Annotated in this window: 21 protein-coding genes and 1 riboswitch; of the genes, 6 read left to right on the forward strand and 15 right to left on the reverse strand. The window is 35.3% G+C overall.

Annotation, left to right across the window (positions count from 1 at the left end):
• Position 1 precedes the first annotated feature (1 nt).
• The 3 genes from thrC to yutH all read right to left on the reverse strand — a co-directional run bounded on the left by thrC (position 2) and on the right by yutH (position 3,676).
• On the reverse strand, positions 2 to 1,063 hold the full coding sequence (thrC, locus tag SLH52_RS12155; RefSeq protein ID WP_320209544.1) for a threonine synthase: 1,062 nt from the start codon (positions 1,061 to 1,063) through the stop codon (positions 2 to 4).
• Positions 1,063 to 2,361, reverse strand: coding sequence for a homoserine dehydrogenase (locus SLH52_RS12160; protein ID WP_320209545.1), 1,299 nt, complete (start codon positions 2,359 to 2,361; stop codon positions 1,063 to 1,065). Before SLH52_RS12160 ends, thrC begins: the two co-directional genes overlap by 1 nt.
• A 304-nt stretch (positions 2,362 to 2,665) precedes the next feature.
• The gene (gene yutH, locus SLH52_RS12165; RefSeq protein ID WP_320209546.1) at positions 2,666 to 3,676 is read right to left on the reverse strand and encodes a spore coat putative kinase YutH; all 1,011 of its coding nucleotides are present in this window, start codon (positions 3,674 to 3,676) and stop codon (positions 2,666 to 2,668) included.
• Positions 3,677 to 3,997: 321 nt separating this feature from the next.
• On the opposite strand from yutH, the gene SLH52_RS12170 reads away from it, so the two are divergent.
• Both SLH52_RS12170 and SLH52_RS12175 read left to right on the forward strand, forming a co-directional pair.
• Positions 3,998 to 4,495, forward strand: a complete 498-nt coding sequence (locus tag SLH52_RS12170; protein WP_320209547.1) for a phosphatidylglycerophosphatase A — start codon at positions 3,998 to 4,000, stop codon at positions 4,493 to 4,495.
• A gap of 461 nt (positions 4,496 to 4,956) precedes the next feature.
• Positions 4,957 to 5,334 carry a hypothetical protein gene (locus SLH52_RS12175; protein WP_320209548.1) on the forward strand — a complete coding sequence of 126 codons (378 nt, stop codon included), beginning with the start codon at positions 4,957 to 4,959 and terminating at the stop codon, positions 5,332 to 5,334.
• Between the two features lie 215 nt (positions 5,335 to 5,549).
• Here SLH52_RS12175 and SLH52_RS12180 read toward each other — a convergent pair whose 3' ends face one another.
• From SLH52_RS12180 to SLH52_RS12190, 3 genes are all read right to left on the reverse strand, one after another.
• Positions 5,550 to 6,323, reverse strand: a complete 774-nt coding sequence (locus SLH52_RS12180; RefSeq protein WP_320209549.1) for a TIGR01457 family HAD-type hydrolase — start codon at positions 6,321 to 6,323, stop codon at positions 5,550 to 5,552.
• Positions 6,324 to 6,404: 81 nt separating this feature from the next.
• On the reverse strand, positions 6,405 to 7,049 hold the full coding sequence (locus tag SLH52_RS12185) for a metalloregulator ArsR/SmtB family transcription factor (protein ID WP_320209550.1): 645 nt from the start codon (positions 7,047 to 7,049) through the stop codon (positions 6,405 to 6,407).
• Between the two features lie 86 nt (positions 7,050 to 7,135).
• Positions 7,136 to 7,579 (reverse strand): DUF86 domain-containing protein, encoded by a 444-nt coding sequence (locus SLH52_RS12190; RefSeq protein WP_320209551.1) that lies wholly within the window; start codon positions 7,577 to 7,579, stop codon positions 7,136 to 7,138.
• Between the two features lie 166 nt (positions 7,580 to 7,745).
• Here SLH52_RS12190 and SLH52_RS12195 point away from each other — a divergent pair, with 166 nt between their 5' ends.
• Together SLH52_RS12195 and SLH52_RS12200 are read left to right on the forward strand one after the other, a co-directional pair.
• Positions 7,746 to 8,012: a DUF3055 domain-containing protein gene (locus SLH52_RS12195; RefSeq protein WP_214481061.1), complete on the forward strand. Its 267-nt coding sequence runs from the start codon at positions 7,746 to 7,748 to the stop codon at positions 8,010 to 8,012.
• An 81-nt stretch (positions 8,013 to 8,093) separates the two neighbouring features.
• On the forward strand, positions 8,094 to 8,345 hold the full coding sequence (locus tag SLH52_RS12200) for a cytosolic protein (protein WP_320209552.1): 252 nt from the start codon (positions 8,094 to 8,096) through the stop codon (positions 8,343 to 8,345).
• Positions 8,346 to 8,581: 236 nt separating this feature from the next.
• Here the strand turns inward: SLH52_RS12200 and SLH52_RS12205 are convergent, their stop codons facing one another.
• On the reverse strand, positions 8,582 to 8,866 hold the full coding sequence (locus SLH52_RS12205) for a YutD family protein (RefSeq protein WP_214481063.1): 285 nt from the start codon (positions 8,864 to 8,866) through the stop codon (positions 8,582 to 8,584).
• A gap of 128 nt (positions 8,867 to 8,994) precedes the next feature.
• Here SLH52_RS12205 and SLH52_RS12210 point away from each other — a divergent pair, with 128 nt between their 5' ends.
• The gene (locus tag SLH52_RS12210) at positions 8,995 to 9,612 is read left to right on the forward strand and encodes a YhcN/YlaJ family sporulation lipoprotein (protein WP_320209553.1); all 618 of its coding nucleotides are present in this window, start codon (positions 8,995 to 8,997) and stop codon (positions 9,610 to 9,612) included.
• A gap of 54 nt (positions 9,613 to 9,666) precedes the next feature.
• On the opposite strand, the gene lipA is transcribed toward SLH52_RS12210, so the two are convergent.
• Positions 9,667 to 10,560, reverse strand: a complete 894-nt coding sequence (gene lipA / locus SLH52_RS12215) for a lipoyl synthase (RefSeq protein WP_320209554.1) — start codon at positions 10,558 to 10,560, stop codon at positions 9,667 to 9,669.
• A 486-nt stretch (positions 10,561 to 11,046) separates the two neighbouring features.
• Between lipA and SLH52_RS12220 the strand changes: the two genes are divergently transcribed.
• Positions 11,047 to 12,033 (forward strand): M23 family metallopeptidase, encoded by a 987-nt coding sequence (locus SLH52_RS12220; RefSeq protein WP_320209555.1) that lies wholly within the window; start codon positions 11,047 to 11,049, stop codon positions 12,031 to 12,033.
• 201 nt (positions 12,034 to 12,234) lie between these two features.
• On the opposite strand, the gene SLH52_RS12225 is transcribed toward SLH52_RS12220, so the two are convergent.
• The 7 genes from SLH52_RS12225 to SLH52_RS12255 form a co-directional block, all read right to left on the reverse strand.
• The gene (locus tag SLH52_RS12225) at positions 12,235 to 12,339 is read right to left on the reverse strand and encodes a methionine/alanine import family NSS transporter small subunit (protein WP_214481066.1); all 105 of its coding nucleotides are present in this window, start codon (positions 12,337 to 12,339) and stop codon (positions 12,235 to 12,237) included.
• Positions 12,339 to 13,850 (reverse strand): sodium-dependent transporter, encoded by a 1,512-nt coding sequence (locus tag SLH52_RS12230; protein WP_320209556.1) that lies wholly within the window; start codon positions 13,848 to 13,850, stop codon positions 12,339 to 12,341. Before SLH52_RS12230 ends, SLH52_RS12225 begins: the two co-directional genes overlap by 1 nt.
• Before the next feature lie 380 nt (positions 13,851 to 14,230).
• Positions 14,231 to 15,850 (reverse strand): Na+/H+ antiporter NhaC family protein, encoded by a 1,620-nt coding sequence (locus tag SLH52_RS12235; RefSeq protein WP_320209557.1) that lies wholly within the window; start codon positions 15,848 to 15,850, stop codon positions 14,231 to 14,233.
• A 126-nt stretch (positions 15,851 to 15,976) separates the two neighbouring features.
• Positions 15,977 to 16,170: riboswitch (Lysine riboswitch) on the reverse strand.
• 63 nt (positions 16,171 to 16,233) lie between these two features.
• Complete coding sequence (gene yunB, locus SLH52_RS12240) at positions 16,234 to 16,992, reverse strand: sporulation protein YunB (RefSeq protein WP_320209558.1); 759 nt, start codon at positions 16,990 to 16,992, stop codon at positions 16,234 to 16,236.
• Positions 16,993 to 17,044: 52 nt separating this feature from the next.
• Positions 17,045 to 18,169, reverse strand: a complete 1,125-nt coding sequence (locus tag SLH52_RS12245) for an HD-GYP domain-containing protein (RefSeq protein ID WP_320209559.1) — start codon at positions 18,167 to 18,169, stop codon at positions 17,045 to 17,047.
• Positions 18,170 to 18,322: 153 nt separating this feature from the next.
• The gene (locus SLH52_RS12250; protein WP_320209560.1) at positions 18,323 to 18,625 is read right to left on the reverse strand and encodes a YunC family protein; all 303 of its coding nucleotides are present in this window, start codon (positions 18,623 to 18,625) and stop codon (positions 18,323 to 18,325) included.
• A gap of 171 nt (positions 18,626 to 18,796) precedes the next feature.
• Positions 18,797 to 19,333: a hypothetical protein gene (locus SLH52_RS12255; protein WP_320209561.1), complete on the reverse strand. Its 537-nt coding sequence runs from the start codon at positions 19,331 to 19,333 to the stop codon at positions 18,797 to 18,799.
• Positions 19,334 to 19,651 lie beyond the last annotated feature (318 nt).

The raw sequence follows: 19,651 nt of genomic DNA on the forward strand, positions 1-19,651 counted from the left end.
GTCACGAATGAACAGCTCCTTGAATATGGTCAAATACAACTTTCTCATCATTTGGCAACACAACAGGCTTAATTTCTGTAGAATCAATAGCAACATTTGGATCCTTCAAGCCATTACCAGTCAAAACAGCCACAACTTTGCTTCCTTTATTCATTTCTCCACTCTCTAGCTGTTTTATTACCCCTGCTATTGAGGCACAAGATGCAGGCTCTGCAAAGATACCTTCACTACGTGCTAACAGACGATATGCTGCTAATATCTCATCATCTGTTACTTCATCAATTTTACCGTTTGATGATTTAGCTGCATCAACTGCATAATCCCAGCTAGCTGGATTACCGATTCGGATCGCTGTAGCAATAGTTTCTGGGTTGTTAATTACTTCACCTCTTACAATCGCAGCTGATCCTTCTGCTTCGAAACCTCTCATTTGTGGTAAACCTGTCTTATGCTTTTCATTGTATTCTTTAAAGCCTTTCCAGTATGCAGTAATATTTCCTGCGTTACCAACAGGAATAGCTAGCACATCAGGGGCAGAACCTAATTGGTCACATATTTCAAATGCTGACGTTTTTTGTCCTTCTATTCTATATGGATTCACCGAGTTCACAAGCGTAACTGGTGCAATTTCACTAAGCTTACGAACCATTGTAAGCGCATGGTCAAAGTTTCCTTCAATTGCAAATATCTCTGCCCCATACATGACTGCCTGAGCAAGTTTCCCCATCGCAATTTTCCCATCAGGAATAACTATAATACATCGCATACCAGCACGGGATGCATATGCGGCAGCTGCGGCTGAAGTATTTCCAGTGGAAGCACAAATCACTGTGTCACTGCCTTCCTCTTTTGCTTTTGCTACAGCCATTACCATCCCTCGATCTTTAAATGAACCAGTTGGATTTGCACCTTCTACTTTTACGTATAGGTCAATTCCTAACTCCTTTGAGAGATTGTCAGCTCGGATTAATGGTGTATTACCTTCATGTAAACTTAGCAATGGTGTGTTGTCAGTAATTGGCAAATATTCCTTGTAATGATGTAATAATCCTTTCCAAGCCATTATACACTCTCTCCCTCTATGCGATATGAACTTTTCACTTCATATATAACATCTAAATCCCGTAATTGCTGCAAAATTTGCTCATAATCTTGTAATGAAGCGTGATGTGTCACTAATACGATTTCTGCTAAATCACTTTCTTTTAAAGGTAACTGTAATATTTTTTCAAAGCTTACATCTCTTGCTGTAAATAGACCAGTTATTTTCGCAAAAGCTCCAACTTGATCCTTCACATGTATACGTAAAAAGTACTTTGAAAGAATTTCTGAAGCCGCTTTAAGTTGCTTATCATATTGTGGAGTAATAAAGCTATTACCATTAATACCAAGTCTCATGTTTTTCATTACTCCAACCAAATCTGAAACTACTGCAGTAGCTGTTGGTAAGCTACCAGCCCCTGGGCCATAAAACATTGTTTCTCCTACTGCTTCTCCATAAACATATACGGCATTGTACTCGTCATTTACTGATGATAACGGGTGCGACTCCGGAAGTAGAGTCGGCTGGACACTAACTTCAACTCGATCACCACTTCTATTCGCCAAACCAACAAGCTTCATTGTATATCCTAATTGCTTACTATATTGAAGGTCCTCTTCCGTAATATCTGTGATACCTTTCACTGAAACGTCTTCTAAATCAATATTCATCGAAAAGCCGAGGGTAGCTAATATTGCCATTTTCCTAGCGGCATCTAAGCCTTCAACATCTGCAGTTGGATCTGCTTCGGCATATCCCAATTGTTGTGCTTCTGCTAGCACCTCATCATAAGGGCTACCAAATTTATTCATTTTCGTTAAAATAAAATTCGTTGTCCCATTTACAATTCCCATCATTTTAGTTATTCGATCTGAAGCAAGACCGTCTACTAAGCTTCGTAAAATTGGAATTCCACCAGCGACACTCGCTTCATAGAAAATATCACAACCGTTTTGCGCAGCAACTGTCAACAACTCTGAGCCATATAACGCCATAAGGTCTTTATTTGCTGTAACAATATTTTTTTTATTTCTAAGCGCATCTAAAATATGTGAACGGGTTTCATCTACTCCACCCATTACTTCGATGATAACGTCGATGTCAGGATCATTAATCACATCATCAACATTCGTCGTAAGCACAGATGCATCTATCTTAACATCCCTATCTTTATTAACATCTTTTACAACAATTTTCTTAATTTTCACCGGACAGCCGACCTGATGCATAAGACGGTCTTGATGGTTTTCAATAATTTTCACAACACCGGAGCCTACTGTTCCTAGACCTAATAGGCCAACTGAAATTGACTGTACCATACTCCCCACCTCGTTTATTGTTTTCTCCAAAGAAACATTTGTTTATATATAAAAGACATTATAGAGAGTATTACATATGATTACAAGCCTTTTTTTAAATGTAAAAATGTAACCGCATACTTTTATAATGGCTGTTTTTTTGTGATTGGTTGTTGTAAATCGTACTAAATTATAGACATTTATACAACTTGCCTTTAGTGGTAATCCATTTTCTTCAAAGTACTTGTTAAGACTACAACCTTTATCTAGTTATTATCATTTAGTAACAAAAACAAAGTTTACAAAATGATTCTTTATAAAAACATCAATTATATAACCATTCCATTTTCTTTAAAGATCCTTGCTGGTTTACATACGACATGTAATCATACACTTCTTTAAGAAAATACTCATACTGCTTTGTTGTTTGTAAGATCGTATCTAAAGCTTTTATATTCCTTTCTTCATTTTCTTGTTTATAATTACGATAATATTCTTCAATACAATCGAAATAATGTATCGGAAATAGTAAACGAGCAAACAATATTCTAATAAAAAAAGGAGATAGTTGCTTGGAACGTCCATAATGATAAATAAATTGAGGAATTGTTCGGTTGTCAAACTTACCAGCTTTAAAATACTGGTGTCTCAACCACTCAGCAACATCTCTTGACGGATGATCAAAAACCCAATCTGTAGGAAACCTTACTAGCTGTTGATGCGACCATGTATTTTCTGTAAACCGTTGATGGCATACTGTTGCAGAATCTACTGGATATGGTTGTTCATCTAATTCTGTATCAACAAGAAACTGAATAGCATTTTCTGTTATACCTAGGTAGTATGGAAATGAGCATAGAAATTTTTCATCAAAAGCATTTAGATTTTCTGCTTTTATTTTTCTCCCCCAGAATATTTCCATTTGATCAAGTCTTTTTTCCCATAAGTATTTCCACTGTCCAATCCTAGCAGTTCTCGTTACTGAATATGGAAACCCACGACCTATATGATGAAATTTGGCAAGTTCCTTTGCTATATGTACTTGTTTTCTGTACGGATAATTTTTATATTGTAACAAAGCATACCTTTGGTCATTAATAAGGGCAAACAATAGTTTACTCTTAGAAGGCACGAACGTTGCAGTGAATTGGTCTCCTTTTTGAACAAAATACTTACTAAACTGATCGAGCTCCATTATTTCATCATCTTCAAGGTGATCAACACGGACTGCAACATAGGACGTACGGTTATTTCTAAGTGATAAGAAACTACCTGGATTTGAAAAGCTCTCATTCACAGATATTCCAAAAAATTCATATATTTGCTCTTTGTTCATTTTATTCTCCTTTCTTCACTATAATTTAGGCAATTTCATAATGTGATAACTTAGCTAATTTACTTATATGTATGCTGCTAATTACTTGAATAATCTACAATGCTCCTTTATGATATAGAAAACAATCTGGCAATATTTTTCACATTCTTAACAATGAACTAGTAAAATATAAGAAAAGTGAGAGCTAGAGCCATCGATGAAAACTTCCATAAAACATGAAGGTTTCTGTTCGTGTATCTCATGGGTAGTGTTAAAAACAACTACATTCAATATGAGACGCTTAACTGTAAGAAAAAAACACTTAGGAATCAGGTGACTATAATGGAAAATAATAAAAGCAATCAAGTCGAAACGAGCGCTAGAGATCTATTAACTCAAAGAGGTGTTACAATCGATGATATTGCTGACCTTGTATATTTTCTACAAGTGAAATATCATCCAGATTTAACGAAGCAAGTATGTATAGATAATATTGAACGTGTTTTATCTAAACGCGAAGTACAAAATGCTATATTGACAGGTATTCAATTAGACATTCTTGCAGAAAAAGGCTTACTTGAAGAACCACTTCTTTCAACAATCACTGAAGATGAAGGGTTATATGGGGTTGACGAAATACTCGCTTTATCAATTGTCAATGTATATGGTTCAATCGGGTTTACTAACTATGGATATATTGACAAAGAAAAACCTGGCATACTTAAAGATTTAAATGATAAATCCTCAGGGAAATGTCATACATTTTTAGACGATATCGTAGGAGCGATTGCCGCAGCTGCCTCAAGTCGACTTGCCCACAGATACGCAAACACAGAGTAATTAGAAAAGCGGAAGGTGCCCGCTTATCGATGACAAGCATAAGACAATTCGGATGGGTGGTTGCTTTTTAACCATCTTGACGGATTGGCTTATGACCTCGAGTCGATGGCACCTGTAGCTAGACATGTAGAAAGGCGGAAGTGCCTTGAACATCCCCGACAAGCACTGGAGCCATTTCACATGAAGGCGCTTTTTGCCTTCGGATGTAGGGCTGAAGTGACCACGTGAGGGTAGGAGGCGGAGCCGGACATGAAGAAAGGTGGAAGATGCCGGCTTATCCACGACAAGCATAAGACAATTCGGCTCGAAGTTTACTTTTTAACCATCTTGACGGATTGGCTTATGACCTCAAGTCGATGACACTTGGAGCTAAATGTGTAAGCTTGTTCCCCACTGCTGAAGTGCTATTATTGGAACTTTTTTTATAAATTCTCGTCTAATTGGATATAGGGGGTATCCATATGAGTGTACAAAGATTATTCATTGTTTTAATAATATTGCTCCTATTTATTATGACAGGCTGTGCTACAACCGAAGTAACAATTGACAGTATTGATGCAGAAGAAGTCTTAACCTTAGACCCTAAGGCTGACATTTTTCAGTTTGATGGGGTTATCTACGCAACTAAAATTGACTGGGTAGAGGAATTATCATTAACAAAGGATGTTCAAATCGGTGAAATAAAAGAAAGAAATGATACTAATACAGATTTTAACAATAAAATGTCGGATAAACTTCCTATCGGAGCAAAGATTTTCTCAACCAAAGAAAGAGGAGATATTTTACTTGTTGAAACCGAAGAAGCAACCTTGAAATACCTTGCAATCGTTGAAGGTTAATACCGTGCATGAGTAAAAAAATTCACGACCAAATGTGTTAAGAATTGAATGCACGCCAAATTGTTAAACAGCATCTAACAATTTGACGTGCAGTTTTTATGCGTTGTATATATTTTATTACGATGTTAATTGAACATTTTGCGGTAAATTTAAATTGTTAATTTTCCTCGACAATAACTAAATTGCTTAATGAAAGATCGTCCGCTTTTGCCGAATTAAATATATTCCATCCATTCTTCTAAAGTATTGATGACGTGTGTTGGCTGCTGCTTATACCCTTTTAATAATTCCTTAGTCGTCACACCAGTATGAACTAATAACGTATCCATACCAGCATTCATACCTGCTAGAATATCTGTATCGTAATTATCCCCAACCATCAAAGTATTTTCTTTAGCCACACCAAGTACTTTTAGGGCTTGGTCTACAATTATTTTTTCTGGTTTACCTATAAAGATTGGATCAACTTGAGTTGAAACAGTAATAACAGATGTTAGTGAACCATTACCTGGTAATAACCCTCTCTCAGTTGGGATCGCAATATCACCATTTGTTGAAATAAAAGTGGCTCCATCTCTTACTGCAAGACAACCTAATGCAAGTTTCTCATAATTAATACTTCGATCAATCCCTACTACAACAAAATCAGGTTTGTTATCCTTTAATTCGATTCCTTGATCAGTTAATGCTGTTTGAATTCCTTCCTCTCCTATTACGTATGCACTGGCATGCTCTTTTTGTTCTGATATGTAGTTAGCCGTTGCCATACTAGTCGTAAAAACCTGCTCTTCTGTAGCCGGTATATCAAAATCTCTAAGCTTTTGTGCTACTTGTGCTGGCGTTCGAGAAGAATTATTCGTTACAAATAAATAGGGAATATTATTGTTATATAATTTTTTTACAAAATCACTCGCTGCATCAATTTTATCTTTTCCCCTATACATCGTTCCATCTAAATCAATTAAATAGCCTTCATATTTCTTTAACATGTTACACTCTCCTAAATAGTCATTGTGCTTTCTTATCTTATCAAAAAAAACACTTTCTATAAAAAATAGAAAGCGTTTACTTTATTTTTTTATATTTTCTGATGGCTTTTTTACTTCGTAACGGCAATAATCATCGCCTTTTGCTAAACAAGAGCATGCAGTCACATCAGTTTTAAGTACATCTTTAAATAGTTGTAATTCACAAGCACATGCTTGTTCATAGTGCTCAGCAACTTCGGAAATGGGACAATTAAATTCGTTAATGTAAAATACGTCATCGTCTTTTTGTTCAATTTCTGCCATATATCCATTTTCATTTTGAATAGAAGCAAGTTCGTTAATTTTTTCCTCAAATGTTTTATTATTCAATCGAGCATCATATCTTTTCGTCAATCGTTCTAATCTATTTTGGAAAAGTTGATGAATCATTTCTTGTCCGCCCATTTTATGAATATCTTCTAAAAATTCTAAGGTAACTGATTTATAATTTCGAGGAAATAGTTCTTCACCTTTAGCTGATAATTGATAGACATGTATAGGTCTACCAATCGCTTGACGTACAAGTGTAGATTGTATATATAAATCTCTTTCTAATGTATTTAAGTGTCTTCTAACAGCCATTTCTGTTATTCCAAGCTCATTAGCAAGTTCAATAACAGTCAGTCGCTTTTTAAATTTAAGCAACCTTAAAATTTCATCACGTGTTGAAGAGGATTTATTTTGCATGTACTTTCACCATCCTCTTCTTATTGTATACGATTTTACATGTTATAACAATTAATACGTTGCAAACAGCAGGCTAGCATAGCATGCTATCGTTCACTTCTAAAAGCTGATACTGGACCTAATTCATTAGCTAAATAGTTTAGAACAGACGACGAAAATGTTTTAATACAGGCTATGTTTTTCTGTACTTCAGCTATTAATTGTTTATGGTTTATATGTAAATAATCATGGACAACCATTTTACGGTAACGAATTATATTTTTAAGTGCCTCACCATCATCTTTGGAAACGACTTTTTCATCAATTAATATATCTATTATATCTTCATAACTTCCTGGGTCTCGCATAATGAATCCATCAATGATTAAATTACCTACATCTAACACCGATTCAATCATAATATGTACTATTCGTTCCAATGCCAATTGTTCAATTTGCCCATTGAATGTTTTTTTACTTTCAATTAATTGGACATGATCATCTAAAAAGACTAATGTTGCTTCTATTTTTTGTCTATCAACAAAATACATATGAGTCTCCTTTCAACTTACAAACTTGCACTTATTTACCCTTATTCTACCACATCATAAGATCCGATATTGTTGCTGCTTCCCTCCTAAATGTTCAGATACTCATAAGAAAGTTGCGTGGTTGATTCATACGATATAATATACTAATAGTAAGGAGGGGGTACATATGAGTGAACGTTTCTTTTTATATGATGAAACTGCACAAACAACAACAAGATTTGTGAGCTTCATGGGAGAGCATCAGCGTTTTGATTTGGCAATTATTAAATCAGATAAATATTACGGTAAGCACCTTGTCTTAAACTTACTAAGTAATAAATTTGCTATTATAGGTCAAGACGATTTGGATGAGCCTGGGTTTCTTGAGGGGGCTTATCAGCTTAGTGAAGAAGACGCACATGAGTTGCGCTCATTTTTAGAAGAGATTGTATAATTCAGTCTGTTTACTGGGAATAATACCAATAGATTTAACTTTAAGCTGTTGGTATTATTCCAAAAAGTAGGTGTAATCATCATGAATAATAATCAGAATGAATCTTACTCAGATTTTAAAAATGTTGAAGCAATGAAAAATTATATAGTCCCAGAACAACTCCCTGAAGGTCCTTATGGCTCACCTCGGGGACAAGAAGAGCGAGTTGAGAATAAAAGCTCCTCATGGGAGCCAAGTCAACGTTATTATAGTGCATTTAACTATGAGGTTAAATCACTACATCATGATATTCCTCGCAAATTTCCTGGTGCACACCCTCCACATGACAAATAAAGTGCTCATGTGTTATGACAAACTCTTGTCATAAACTTTGTTTTCTATTTTTTACAATATCACAAAGCTAGGACTTTTAAACAAAGGGCCTTACAAACTTTGTTGCTTTTTCACTTACTTTGAACAACTGATGTGTACGATATGATTTTTATAGATTTTTGCAACAATTAATGGGAAAACAGCCTAAACAAAAGGTATAACTTAAGGCTAGTTGTATGTTGATCTCTAATACTAGCTTACTTTTTTTTATTCTTTACTTTTCTCAATACAAAATACGCACAGCCAAAATTACAATATTCAAATAAATACTCTGAAATTGAACTAATCTTTGTATCAAATGTCGCTTTTTGATTTTGATCTTCAAAAAAGCCTCGTAACCTTAATTGATTATAGCCCCAATCCCCTACTATGTAGTCATACTTATTTAAAATATCTGAATATCTTGCTCGGAAATCCTCTTCTTTAAATCCATCTTTTATATTTTCGACTAATTCAAAACAATGGTTATTAATACAAATCATTATATATACCTCCGCAGAAAAAGAAGTTCTTACCTTATTTTTACCATAAAAATTCTAGAATTACCATTCGATTACTCTAATAAAACTGTTTCAATTGCACAATGTTAGTATATGAGGAGGTGTTTGAATTGAACAAAACGATGATACTGCTAGTCAGCATATCGAGTGCTTTTTATTTAACAGCTTGTGCAACCAATGCAGAAGAAAAACAAGCACTTTATGAAAGAAACGGTACAACAGTTAATGTTACAGATCGTAACGATTTATATAATGAAACAAACTTGAGAAACGATAGAGAGCCAACTCGTTATGGATATGTGAGACATCAGAAAAACCCTATACCTGGAAAAGATACAACATATGATCAGATGGCAAAATTAGATAAAGAACAAGCAGCTGACGTAATTGGTAAGTTATGCACTCAGCTACCGAACGTTTCAGATGTAGCCACACTCGTAACTGATGAAGAAGTATTAATCGCTTATCAAACTGAATCAGATGATAGAGATTTGACTGCCGAGCAAGTCAAGAGAACTGCAACATCAGTTGTTCCAGGGTACTACGATATTATTGTTGCAGATAATCTAGAAATAAGCAAAGAAATTGAAAGGTATGGAGCCTTAGACGCATCTAATAGTAGAATTGATCAATCACTTAAAGAAACCATTAAGAAAATGTTGACATATCCTCAAGGAACAGACTTTAATTCTAACAAATTGACAACTCCAAATATGATGTCAAAATAAAGTTCATTAAACACTAAAGTCCAGCATTGTAGCTGGACTTCTTTTAGAAAATATTTATGCTTCCTGTGCTTTCTTTGCTGCTGCATTAACTTGTTCATCAGCATGATATGAAGAACGAACAAGCGGGCCTGACTCACAATGACTAAAACCTTTACTTAACGCAATTTCTTTAAATTCAGCAAATTCATCAGGGTGATAATATTTTACAACAGGTAAATGACTCTTTGAAGGTTGTAAATATTGACCAATTGTAAGAATATCAACTTGATTTTCTCGTAAATCATCCATAGCCTCTATAAGATCTTCCTTCGTTTCGCCTAAACCAATCATAATACTTGACTTAGTTGGAATATCTGGCTGCATTTCTTTCGCTCTTCTTAAAAATTCTAAAGAACGCTCATATTTTGCTCTAGCCCTTACTCGATCAGATAATCGCTTAACTGTTTCAATGTTATGATTTAATATATCGGGACGTGCATCCATTAATGTTTTCAAATTATCATATTTTCCTCCCATATCTGAAGGGAGCACCTCTATAGATGTAAGTGGGCTTTTCCTTCTAATAGCCCGAACAGTTTCTGCAAACACTTCACTTCCACCATCTTTTAAATCATCACGTGCAACAGCTGTAACGACCACATGCTTTAAATTCATTAACTGGACAGAATCAGCTACACGTTCAGGCTCTTGCCAGTCAAGCTCTGTAGGTAAGCCTGTTTTTACTGCACAAAAACGACACGCTCTCGTACATATATCTCCTAAAATCATAAATGTCGCCGTTCTTCGCTCAGCCCAACATTCGTGTATATTTGGGCACTTCGCTTCCTCACATACAGTATGTAGCTTCTTTTCTCGCATCATTTTTTTAAGGCCTGTATAATTTTCGTTCGTATTTAATTTTATTTTAAGCCATTCAGGTTTACGTTTATATTCTTGTTTGTTAGCCAATTTTATCAACTCCAATTTATAGCTATCTTCTTAATTATATATCCAAACAATGTGTGTATCCAAATTTCAAGCTTTATGCATTGATTATTTCTTGTAGCACAAAGATGCATATCCCACTAGTTCATGACAATTTATTAAATTTCAACTAGCTGTAGTTTACAAATGAGCAACAAAGTGTAAACAAAAAAGCCTCATCCAATGTTATTTCTTCTGTCACTTTACCACATTTCTCAAGAAACGAACAAGAAAAAAGAATTACCAAGAATTTCTACTCGATTTTTATTATTAAAATACTACTTAGCTACAAACTAACATTAAGTAGCTAAGAGATGGGATCAAAAGGGCTTCACGAACAGAATTAACATGAGGACGCTTAGCTTAAAGCGCTCAAGTATGTGCGGTAATGGATATGAGTGATAAAGCAAACAAACTCAAATTTTTTTCCTCACTTTTCAACACCTTTAATAGAAGGGAGAAATGAATTTCGTGCAACGTATTTATATGGTATTATTAATCATTTTTGCAATCCTTTTTACTGAAACATATGTCGTTCATGCTGAGGAAAAAAATGTACAACAAACTTACAGTGAACGAATGGGACTTTACAAAAAGTTCCAAGCAGTCACACAAATCCCGTGGTATTATTTGGCTGCTGTTGATCAATATGAACGTAATGTACGACGAATTAGGCGGGACATACCTGATGACGAAGGGATAATAGGTATTTATATCAATTCAGATATGTGGGCAGGTCCATTAAATCCAAACAAAACTGATCAAGATATTTATTCCATTCAATTATTTGGCGGCATAGGAATGGACGGAGATGGTGACGGATTAGCTGATCAGCAAAACGGGGAAGATGTTCTATATACCTTTACTCAACACTTTTTAGCTAGTGGAACAGATCATGAAAGTATCAAAATAGCATTGTGGGATTATTATAAACGTGATATATCAGTCGATGTAATATTAAGTCATGCCAAATTGTATCAAACATATGGAAAACTAGATCTTACTCAACACGCATTTCCAGTATCTTTAAATAGTAATTACAGTTATAGAAGTACTTGGGGATACGCTAGGAGTTGGGGAGGAAGGCGAAGCCACGAAGGAACTGATATTTTTGCAAATTATGGAACACCCGTACGCTCTACATGTTATGGGGTTGTTGAAATCAAGGGGTGGAATAGGCTCGGTGGCTGGAGAATAGGAATTCGTGACATTTCTAATACGTATCATTATTACGCACATTTAAATGGTTTTGCAGATAATATTAAGGTTGGCCAAGTTGTAGAGCCTGGTCAGGTCATCGGCTCTGTCGGTAGCACAGGTTATGGACCACCAGGAACTGCTGGGAAATTCCCACCCCATTTGCATTATGGAATGTATAAAGACAATGGAAATATCGAATGGTCATTTGATCCATATCCACATTTAAAAGCATGGGAACGACAAGAACGAAATAAGTAAGAAAAACTTAGCAGATTGCTACGAGAAGAGTAGGAGGCCTATCAACTAGATATGTGTTTTGTCTTCTAACTCAAAACTAAGATGCAGAGCTAGACAAAAAGAGTGAGCACCACGTTTATCTTCGTAAGCTGATGGCATAGGTGCAATAAGTTTGCGAACCTACTAAAAAAGCATCGACAGTTTGTCGATGCTTTTTCTTAGTTATTTTTTCTTCGCTTTTATAACAGCATTTGTTACACTTGCTGCTAAACCACCCCAAATGATAAGAATACCTAGGACCATCATTACGATTGCACTACCATCCATTACCCAGATACCTCCTTATCTTTTTTCATACTTAATGTTTGACTATCAAATTTTTTCAATGTTAAGAGAACACCGATAAGTATCGCACCTATAGCGACTGTCCATCCCCAATTGAATAGAAACTCTCTTGGGTAGCCTCCATATTCAGTAGTAAGATTAGTACGTAGGTTATCAAACATCATATAACCTAATACCACTGGTGTAATTACACCAAGTGAAAGTCTCCACCAAACCCCTAGACGAATATCTGATACTGAATTGGCATGACTTTGTAAATTCTTTAACTCTCTTGCAAGCCAAGCAACAGCTATTACTTCAAATAATCCAGCTAAAGCAACACCAAAGTTGTTTATGAAATAATCAGCTGAATCTAGGAAGTATAAGCCACCTTGTGTTGCAAAAATAATTGAAATGATAGCTGATAATCCTCCACCAATTAATACAGCTACTGGACGTGATACTTTGAACTTATCTTGAACACCAGCAACATACGTTTCCACGATAGAAATTAAGGATGATAATCCAGCTAAGACTAATGAACCGAAGAACAACACTCCAAATAGCGCGTTAAGTGCTGGAAATTCATTAATAATTGCAGGGAAAACTACGAATGCTAAACCAACTCCACCTGCTACAACATCACTGACTGAAGAACCTTGTGAAGCTGCCATGAAACCTAGAGCACTGAATACACCGATACCAGCTAATAACTCAAAAGAGGAGTTACTAAATCCAGTAATAAATGCATTGTTTGTAATATCAGATTTCTTTGGAAGATAACTTGAATAAGTAACCATGATTGCAAAAGCAATTGACAAACTAAAGAAGATTTGTCCGTACGCTGCTACCCATACTTTACCGTCTGAAATGACACTCCAATCAGGTTTAAAGAAAGCATTTAAACCATCAATAGCACCATCTAATGTTATAGCACGAACTACAATAATTAAGAATAATACAACAAGTGTCGGTATAAAAATCTTGTTTGCAAACTCAATTCCTTTTTTAACTCCAGCGAATAATACTCCTAGTGTAACAACCCACACAATAATTAGTGGAATGAATACACCTGGAACAATACTTCCGAAGTCTCCTGGAGTTTCAGCGAGTTTCAAATAATCAGCATATAAAAATCCTTCTGTGTCGCTACCCCAACCTAGATCAAATGCAAATTTAGTATAGCTCATTGCCCAGGCAATGATAACTGAATAATACGTTGAAATGACAAAGGCTATTGCAACCTGCCACCAACCAAGCCATTCTGAGCCTTTACTTACTTTTGCATATGATAGAGGGGCTGAGCCACGATATTTATGGCCGATTGTAAATTCCATAACAAGAAGTGGAATACCGGCAGTTATTAATGCGAATAAGTACGGTAAAAAGAATGCTCCTCCCCCATTTTCATAAGCTGTTGCTGGGAAACGCCAAATATTACCTAGACCGATAGCTGAACCTACTGCAGCTAATATAAATCCAGCACGCGTTCCCCACTGTGGACGATTATCCATATTTGCATTACCTCCTTTTAATATTTTACCTCTCCGTATCTAGTAAAAAAGAATGATTTCAACTCCACTAAATTTAAACGGAAAGTTTTATATATTCTGATTATTTAATATAATCTATTCATAGTATAGCTAGTTCTAATGACATTTGTCAAAACATTATTTGTTTTTTTACAAAAAAGATATTTCAAAATAATGGATAAAAACAAACCATTGGTAGAGTATGCTCAAATACTATTATTCATAAGCTTTTTAAGGAAAATTTCGTTGTAAAAAGAAAGGATCAGCTCTTAAAACTCATTATTTTGTATAATATATTAGAGTACCTAACCCTTATACTTTCAATGAGTGCTTAAGCTGATCCTTTTGGCTCACTTGCAATTCTATTTATTATTGTATGCGGCATTTACAGCCTGAGAACTACTACTTCGTTTCTGCTTGGCAAAAATAAATATACCAACTAACATTAAGAGTACAACAGCTAACCCTATTAATGTACTATTCGTAAATCCTAATACTAAATATCCTATCGAAGCTACTACTGCTGCAATGATAGCATATGGAAGCTGCGTTAAAACATGGTCAATATGATGACTTCCAGCTCCTGTTGAAGATAAAATCGTCGTATCTGAAATCGGTGAACAATGGTCTCCGAATACTGAGCCAGCTAAGACAGCAGACATAGCTGGAAGTAATATTGTTATATCTACAGTAGCCGCAATTTGTCCAGCAATTGGAAGCATTAAACCGAACGTTCCCCATGATGTACCAGTAGAAAACGCCATAATACCAGCAAGTAGAAACATAATAACTGGTATCATACCAATATTTAAGTTCGAACTTTCCACAAGTCCCGCTAAATATACACCTGTCTCTAACTGGCCAATTAGATCAACAATCATCCATGCTAATAATAAGATCCAAATTGCAGGAAGCATTGATTTAATCCCTTCAACAATACCTTTCGGAATTAATTCAAAAGATATTTTCTGAGAAATCGTAGCCTGTCTAATAAACATAATTAAAGTAACTAACAGACCGAATAAACCACCGTATAACAATGCACCAGTTACATCTGTATTTTCAAATATAGCTAGTGCAGTAACAGCAGTTCCCTCAGCAACATTTGCCCAACCTGTCCAAATCATCGCTACGACTACACCTACAATTAAAGCTAAAATAGGGAGTACTAAATCCCAAACTGAACCTTTGTCACTCACAGGTAAATTTTCTTTCAATTCACCAGGTACTTCTTTTTTGTCAGGGTCAACAACATTCCCAGAATCAATAGCTCTTTGCTCATGAGTTTTCATAACACCTAAATTAACATTATAAATACTAACTATAAACACCATTGCTATCGCTGCGATTACGTAAAAATTCATCGGAATCATTTGTACAAATGCAGCAAACGGTGTTATATCTGCAACACTATGTGCCGCTAGGATTGTACCAATTATACCGATAATGTATGCTCCCCAACTTGATACAGGTGATACTACACATATCGGCGCTGAGGTCGAATCGATCAAATAAGCTAGCTTTGCTCGAGAGATGCGATGACGATCTGTAAGGGGTCTGCTCACTTGCCCTACTGCCAAGCTGTTAAAATAATCATCAATAAAAATAATAATCCCTAAAAATGCAGTAACTAGATGTGCCCCAACTCTAGTTTTTACACGTTTTAATGCCCACTCTCCGAAAGCTCTACTACCACCTGAAATAGAAATAAATGCAGTAATTAATCCTAATAATAGTAAAAAGAAAATAATATACACATTCCAAGTATTAAGAGCTGCGCCTGCTCCGTTTGCTCCCTCTGATACAAAAATTGCTGAGAAACTACCCCACATTGACTTACCAGCTTCGGTAATAGAGAATTCATGAAGAAGTAGAGCAGCAGACACAATCCCTACCCCTAGTGATAGAAGAACTCTCCTCGTGACAATAACCATAAGTATTGCCAACAGTGGTGGAATTAGCGAATAAATTGTTCCACTCATTTAAATAACCTCCTAAAAAATTTTTTTGGAGGGCTACTAATTTAAATAAAATGAAACAAGCACAAAAAGAGTAATGATAGAAAATAACCTATCATTACTCTTTGTAATGTTATGTTATCCTCCATCACGATCAGTAGCCCTCCATTATGAAATATGCAACGATGCTTTCCATAATGACAGTGTTACCCTTATTCAAGGTAACCCCAGCAAAAATATTTTCGACAAATTATTTTCACTTCGGCAAAAAATCCTTTCAGCTATGATCATCGTTGTCATCCTTACATAGCCTAATCATACTTTTTGCGTCCTCTACCTCATCGATCAGATAAGGTTAATTATTCAGTTTGAAATTATTATATCAATAAAATGTAGTTAAAACAAGCTTAATTCATAGGAATTTCAATAGAAGGTGTAGTATCGCCACCGCCATTATAAAAATCTGGTACTTTACCTTGAAAGACTTTACTTACTAAGATGACATCCGTCGTTACTGGAACTGTTTCAGTAGCAAACGGAATGACCACCTGCACATTTACCTCTAATTCTACTTTCACAATTAGTAATACATTGTTAATTCCCCAGGGCTCCATTTCATATATTACATTCGGTTTCACACTACCAACCATATAAAAAAGAACTGGTATGGACGGTCCTAAATTACCTAACAAGGCATTATTAGTTGCTTGACCTAATGGTATATTGAAGATAACACCATTTCCCTCTTCATCACCTTCTGTTTCGATATCTACATCCGGTACCTCTAGTTCATTTACGTTGCCTTTTCGAACTTTCGCAAGGTTTTGTTGAACCCTATTTGTTATTTGTGCTGATATACTATTAATAACTCCAGTATCAATGTTAGTAATATAAATATAGCCATCCTCATCTGTAGTTACATTATTAGTTAGTCCTTCTGTCTCCATTCCCTCTTTGATCTGCTTATTTACTGCATTATTTATGACTAATGTAGCAATTCTCTCTGATTCTTTCTCAGCCACATCCATCAACGTTGGTGTAATTCCCTTATTAATAATCCATAAACCAGTAGCAGTAGAAAAGATAAAAAAGACAAATGTTAATAAAAAAACATACCGAAAGGGTAGCGGCCCTTTTTTTCGAAAACGGCGGTTGTATAGTGACAAAACAAGATCCCCCCTTACAAGCTATATGTATGCAGACAAGGGGGATTTAACGCTAGAATTTTGGTATTAATTTCTCCTGATTACTTGTAAATGTTCGCGTTTCACAATCAACAATAACAATGTGCAACTCTTTACTTAAATTAACATCATACGGATAAGTGAGAGTTTGCCCTTTTTCTTCTAATATACGAATAATTGGACGATCACTACTATTTGGGTTTTGTTTTGCCACAATACCTTTTCGACCATCACTTAAAACAACACCTAAGCCATCTGGGTAAATCGCTACAGCTTTGCGGAAAGCTTCTACAATATTTTTTTCAAATTGAGTTCCAGATCCAGAGTATAAAATCTCCAGTCCTTCATGGGGAAGCATAGCCTTTCGATATACACGATTAGATGCTACTGCATCAAATACATCAGCAACAGCGATGAGTCGTGCAAGATAGTGAATTTCACTTCCTTTTATGCCCCTTGGATATCCAGATCCATCTAGCCTTTCATGATGTTGATATGCGCAGTGAGCTGCTACCAAAGGTATTGTATCAATCTTGCGAAGTGCTTCAAATCCATATTCCGTATGCTTCTTCACTTCTTCAAACTCTTCATCTGTTAATTTACCTGGCTTAAGTAATATATTCTTAGGTACCATCAATTTCCCAATATCATGAAGTAATGCACCAATACCAATTGTCTCTAATTCTTTATTTGTTAAATTCAATTCTAGACCGATCGCTAGCGAATACATGGTTACATTTAACGAGTGGGTAAAAATATAGTGTTCATACGAAAAAATGTCTGCTAAAAGTGTGAATAAATCTTTATTTGACTTTAATTCTTGAAGTAATTGATCAACTATTTTTTTGAAACGTTGTGAAGCTTCATTAAATGCTGATGATTTCAAAAATTGTTTGGAATTTTTAACCTCTAAAAACGTATGTTCAATTTCTTTTATGGCTTTCTTCCGTAAATCGATAGAAATTGCTTGTTTTGGGTTTATATCATTTGTTCGGTTATCATTTATGTATACAAAAGTTATACCTAACTGTTTTAAACGTTGTATCATTCGGTTAGTTAACTCAATATCATTATTAATCAATGTTTGTCCAAAATCATTGTATATAGGCTTAGCTAATTTCGTGCCTTGTTGTAATGAATCTACTGATACTAGTCTCATAAAATACTCCTCACAATTATAGTGATGGATACTCAAGATCCTATGTAAAAGTATACACTATTTTAAACGTTTACATAGTCCCCTCCTCCCAAAAACTGAATCATTAAACAAAATTTACTTAAAAAATAGTCTGCAAACATATAGTTTACCAGACTATTCCATCTTCAAAAGCGCTTCTTTTCCTTTCATGCCACTTATAATGCCTAACTTTTCTGCACCGAGTGTTACCGATTCTAAAGGCGCTTCTAGTAATTGTTCAATTGTCCTTACCCCGACTGCTCTCCCAGCTATGATTCCTCTTTCTTTTAGCTTTTCATTAAGCAAGGCTACATCAAGCGCACCACACATTATATACCCTTTATCATTCGTTACTGCCATGAAATTCGTCTTAGGAAGCTTTACAGTAATGGCAGTAAATTGTTGATTTTCAATTATGATTGGTGTCATTGTTATCATTGCGAAAACTCCCCCTCTCCCCCTTATATCACTCCATGAAAAGGAAAAACCAACGGTATAAATGTTTTTTTTAATGAGCATAACCTTGTTAGAAACCAAAATTAAGTCTTTATACACTATTAGAACGTCATTAACCTCTTTAAAACTGAACTAGCCACCACGAAATAACAGTTAACAGTTACATGCTGGAGGATTAGCAAGCATTCTTACTGTGCCTTCATATGAACCTCTTACTTGGTTACATGTAGGTTGTATAGTATTTGGTATTATATCCACACACACATCGTTAGGAGCACCATCAACACATGAATTCACAAAGCTAGCCTGTTCACCCTGTATTTCAAGCGCACACACATTCTTTGCTACAATCGACTTTTTTTGCCCTGGGAATACTCTAATTTCTTTTACAACATCACCTGTAGGTGATAATAATCTTGCGATAATTGTACAGTTTTCTATTTGGTTAGTATTTGAAGCTGGTATTGTTGGATCACAGTAAATCGAGTCATTTTGAATATTAATACACCAATCTCCTGCGCACGTTGAACACTCGTATTGATCTACTACTGGCATCATTGTATTTGGATCTATACAATCTTGAACGATACAACCGTTTATTTCACATAAACAACAATCCTCGATACTAATATTACAATCACCTTTCGCGGTCTTACCACAGCAGCTGGAAGTGCTTATATGTTTAACCATACTGAAATATCACTCCTAATATCTTGTATTATGCTACATGGTATGATATTTCTGTTAATCATGTTTACGCTAATGCCTACCTCTCAAGAAAAAGGCTCAGACTTTCTCTAAACAAAATAAACAAGTCGATAATCTGTTTTCGTTTCTTTTCCTTTACGGAAAGTTGTTTTCGCTTCTATATCCTGTTTATCGTACTAAGTAATTAAACACGCATTTAAATATATGTCGTGGCATCTTTTCTTTTTATACAACGTGGATATTCTCACAAAACCTCTTGTAGCTGTGATTTGGTAATGATTGCACTGCTTAGTTTTCGAA

It is taken from the genome of Cytobacillus sp. IB215665 (assembly GCF_033963835.1).
Taxonomy (GTDB): Bacteria; Bacillota; Bacilli; order Bacillales; family SM2101; genus Nanhaiella.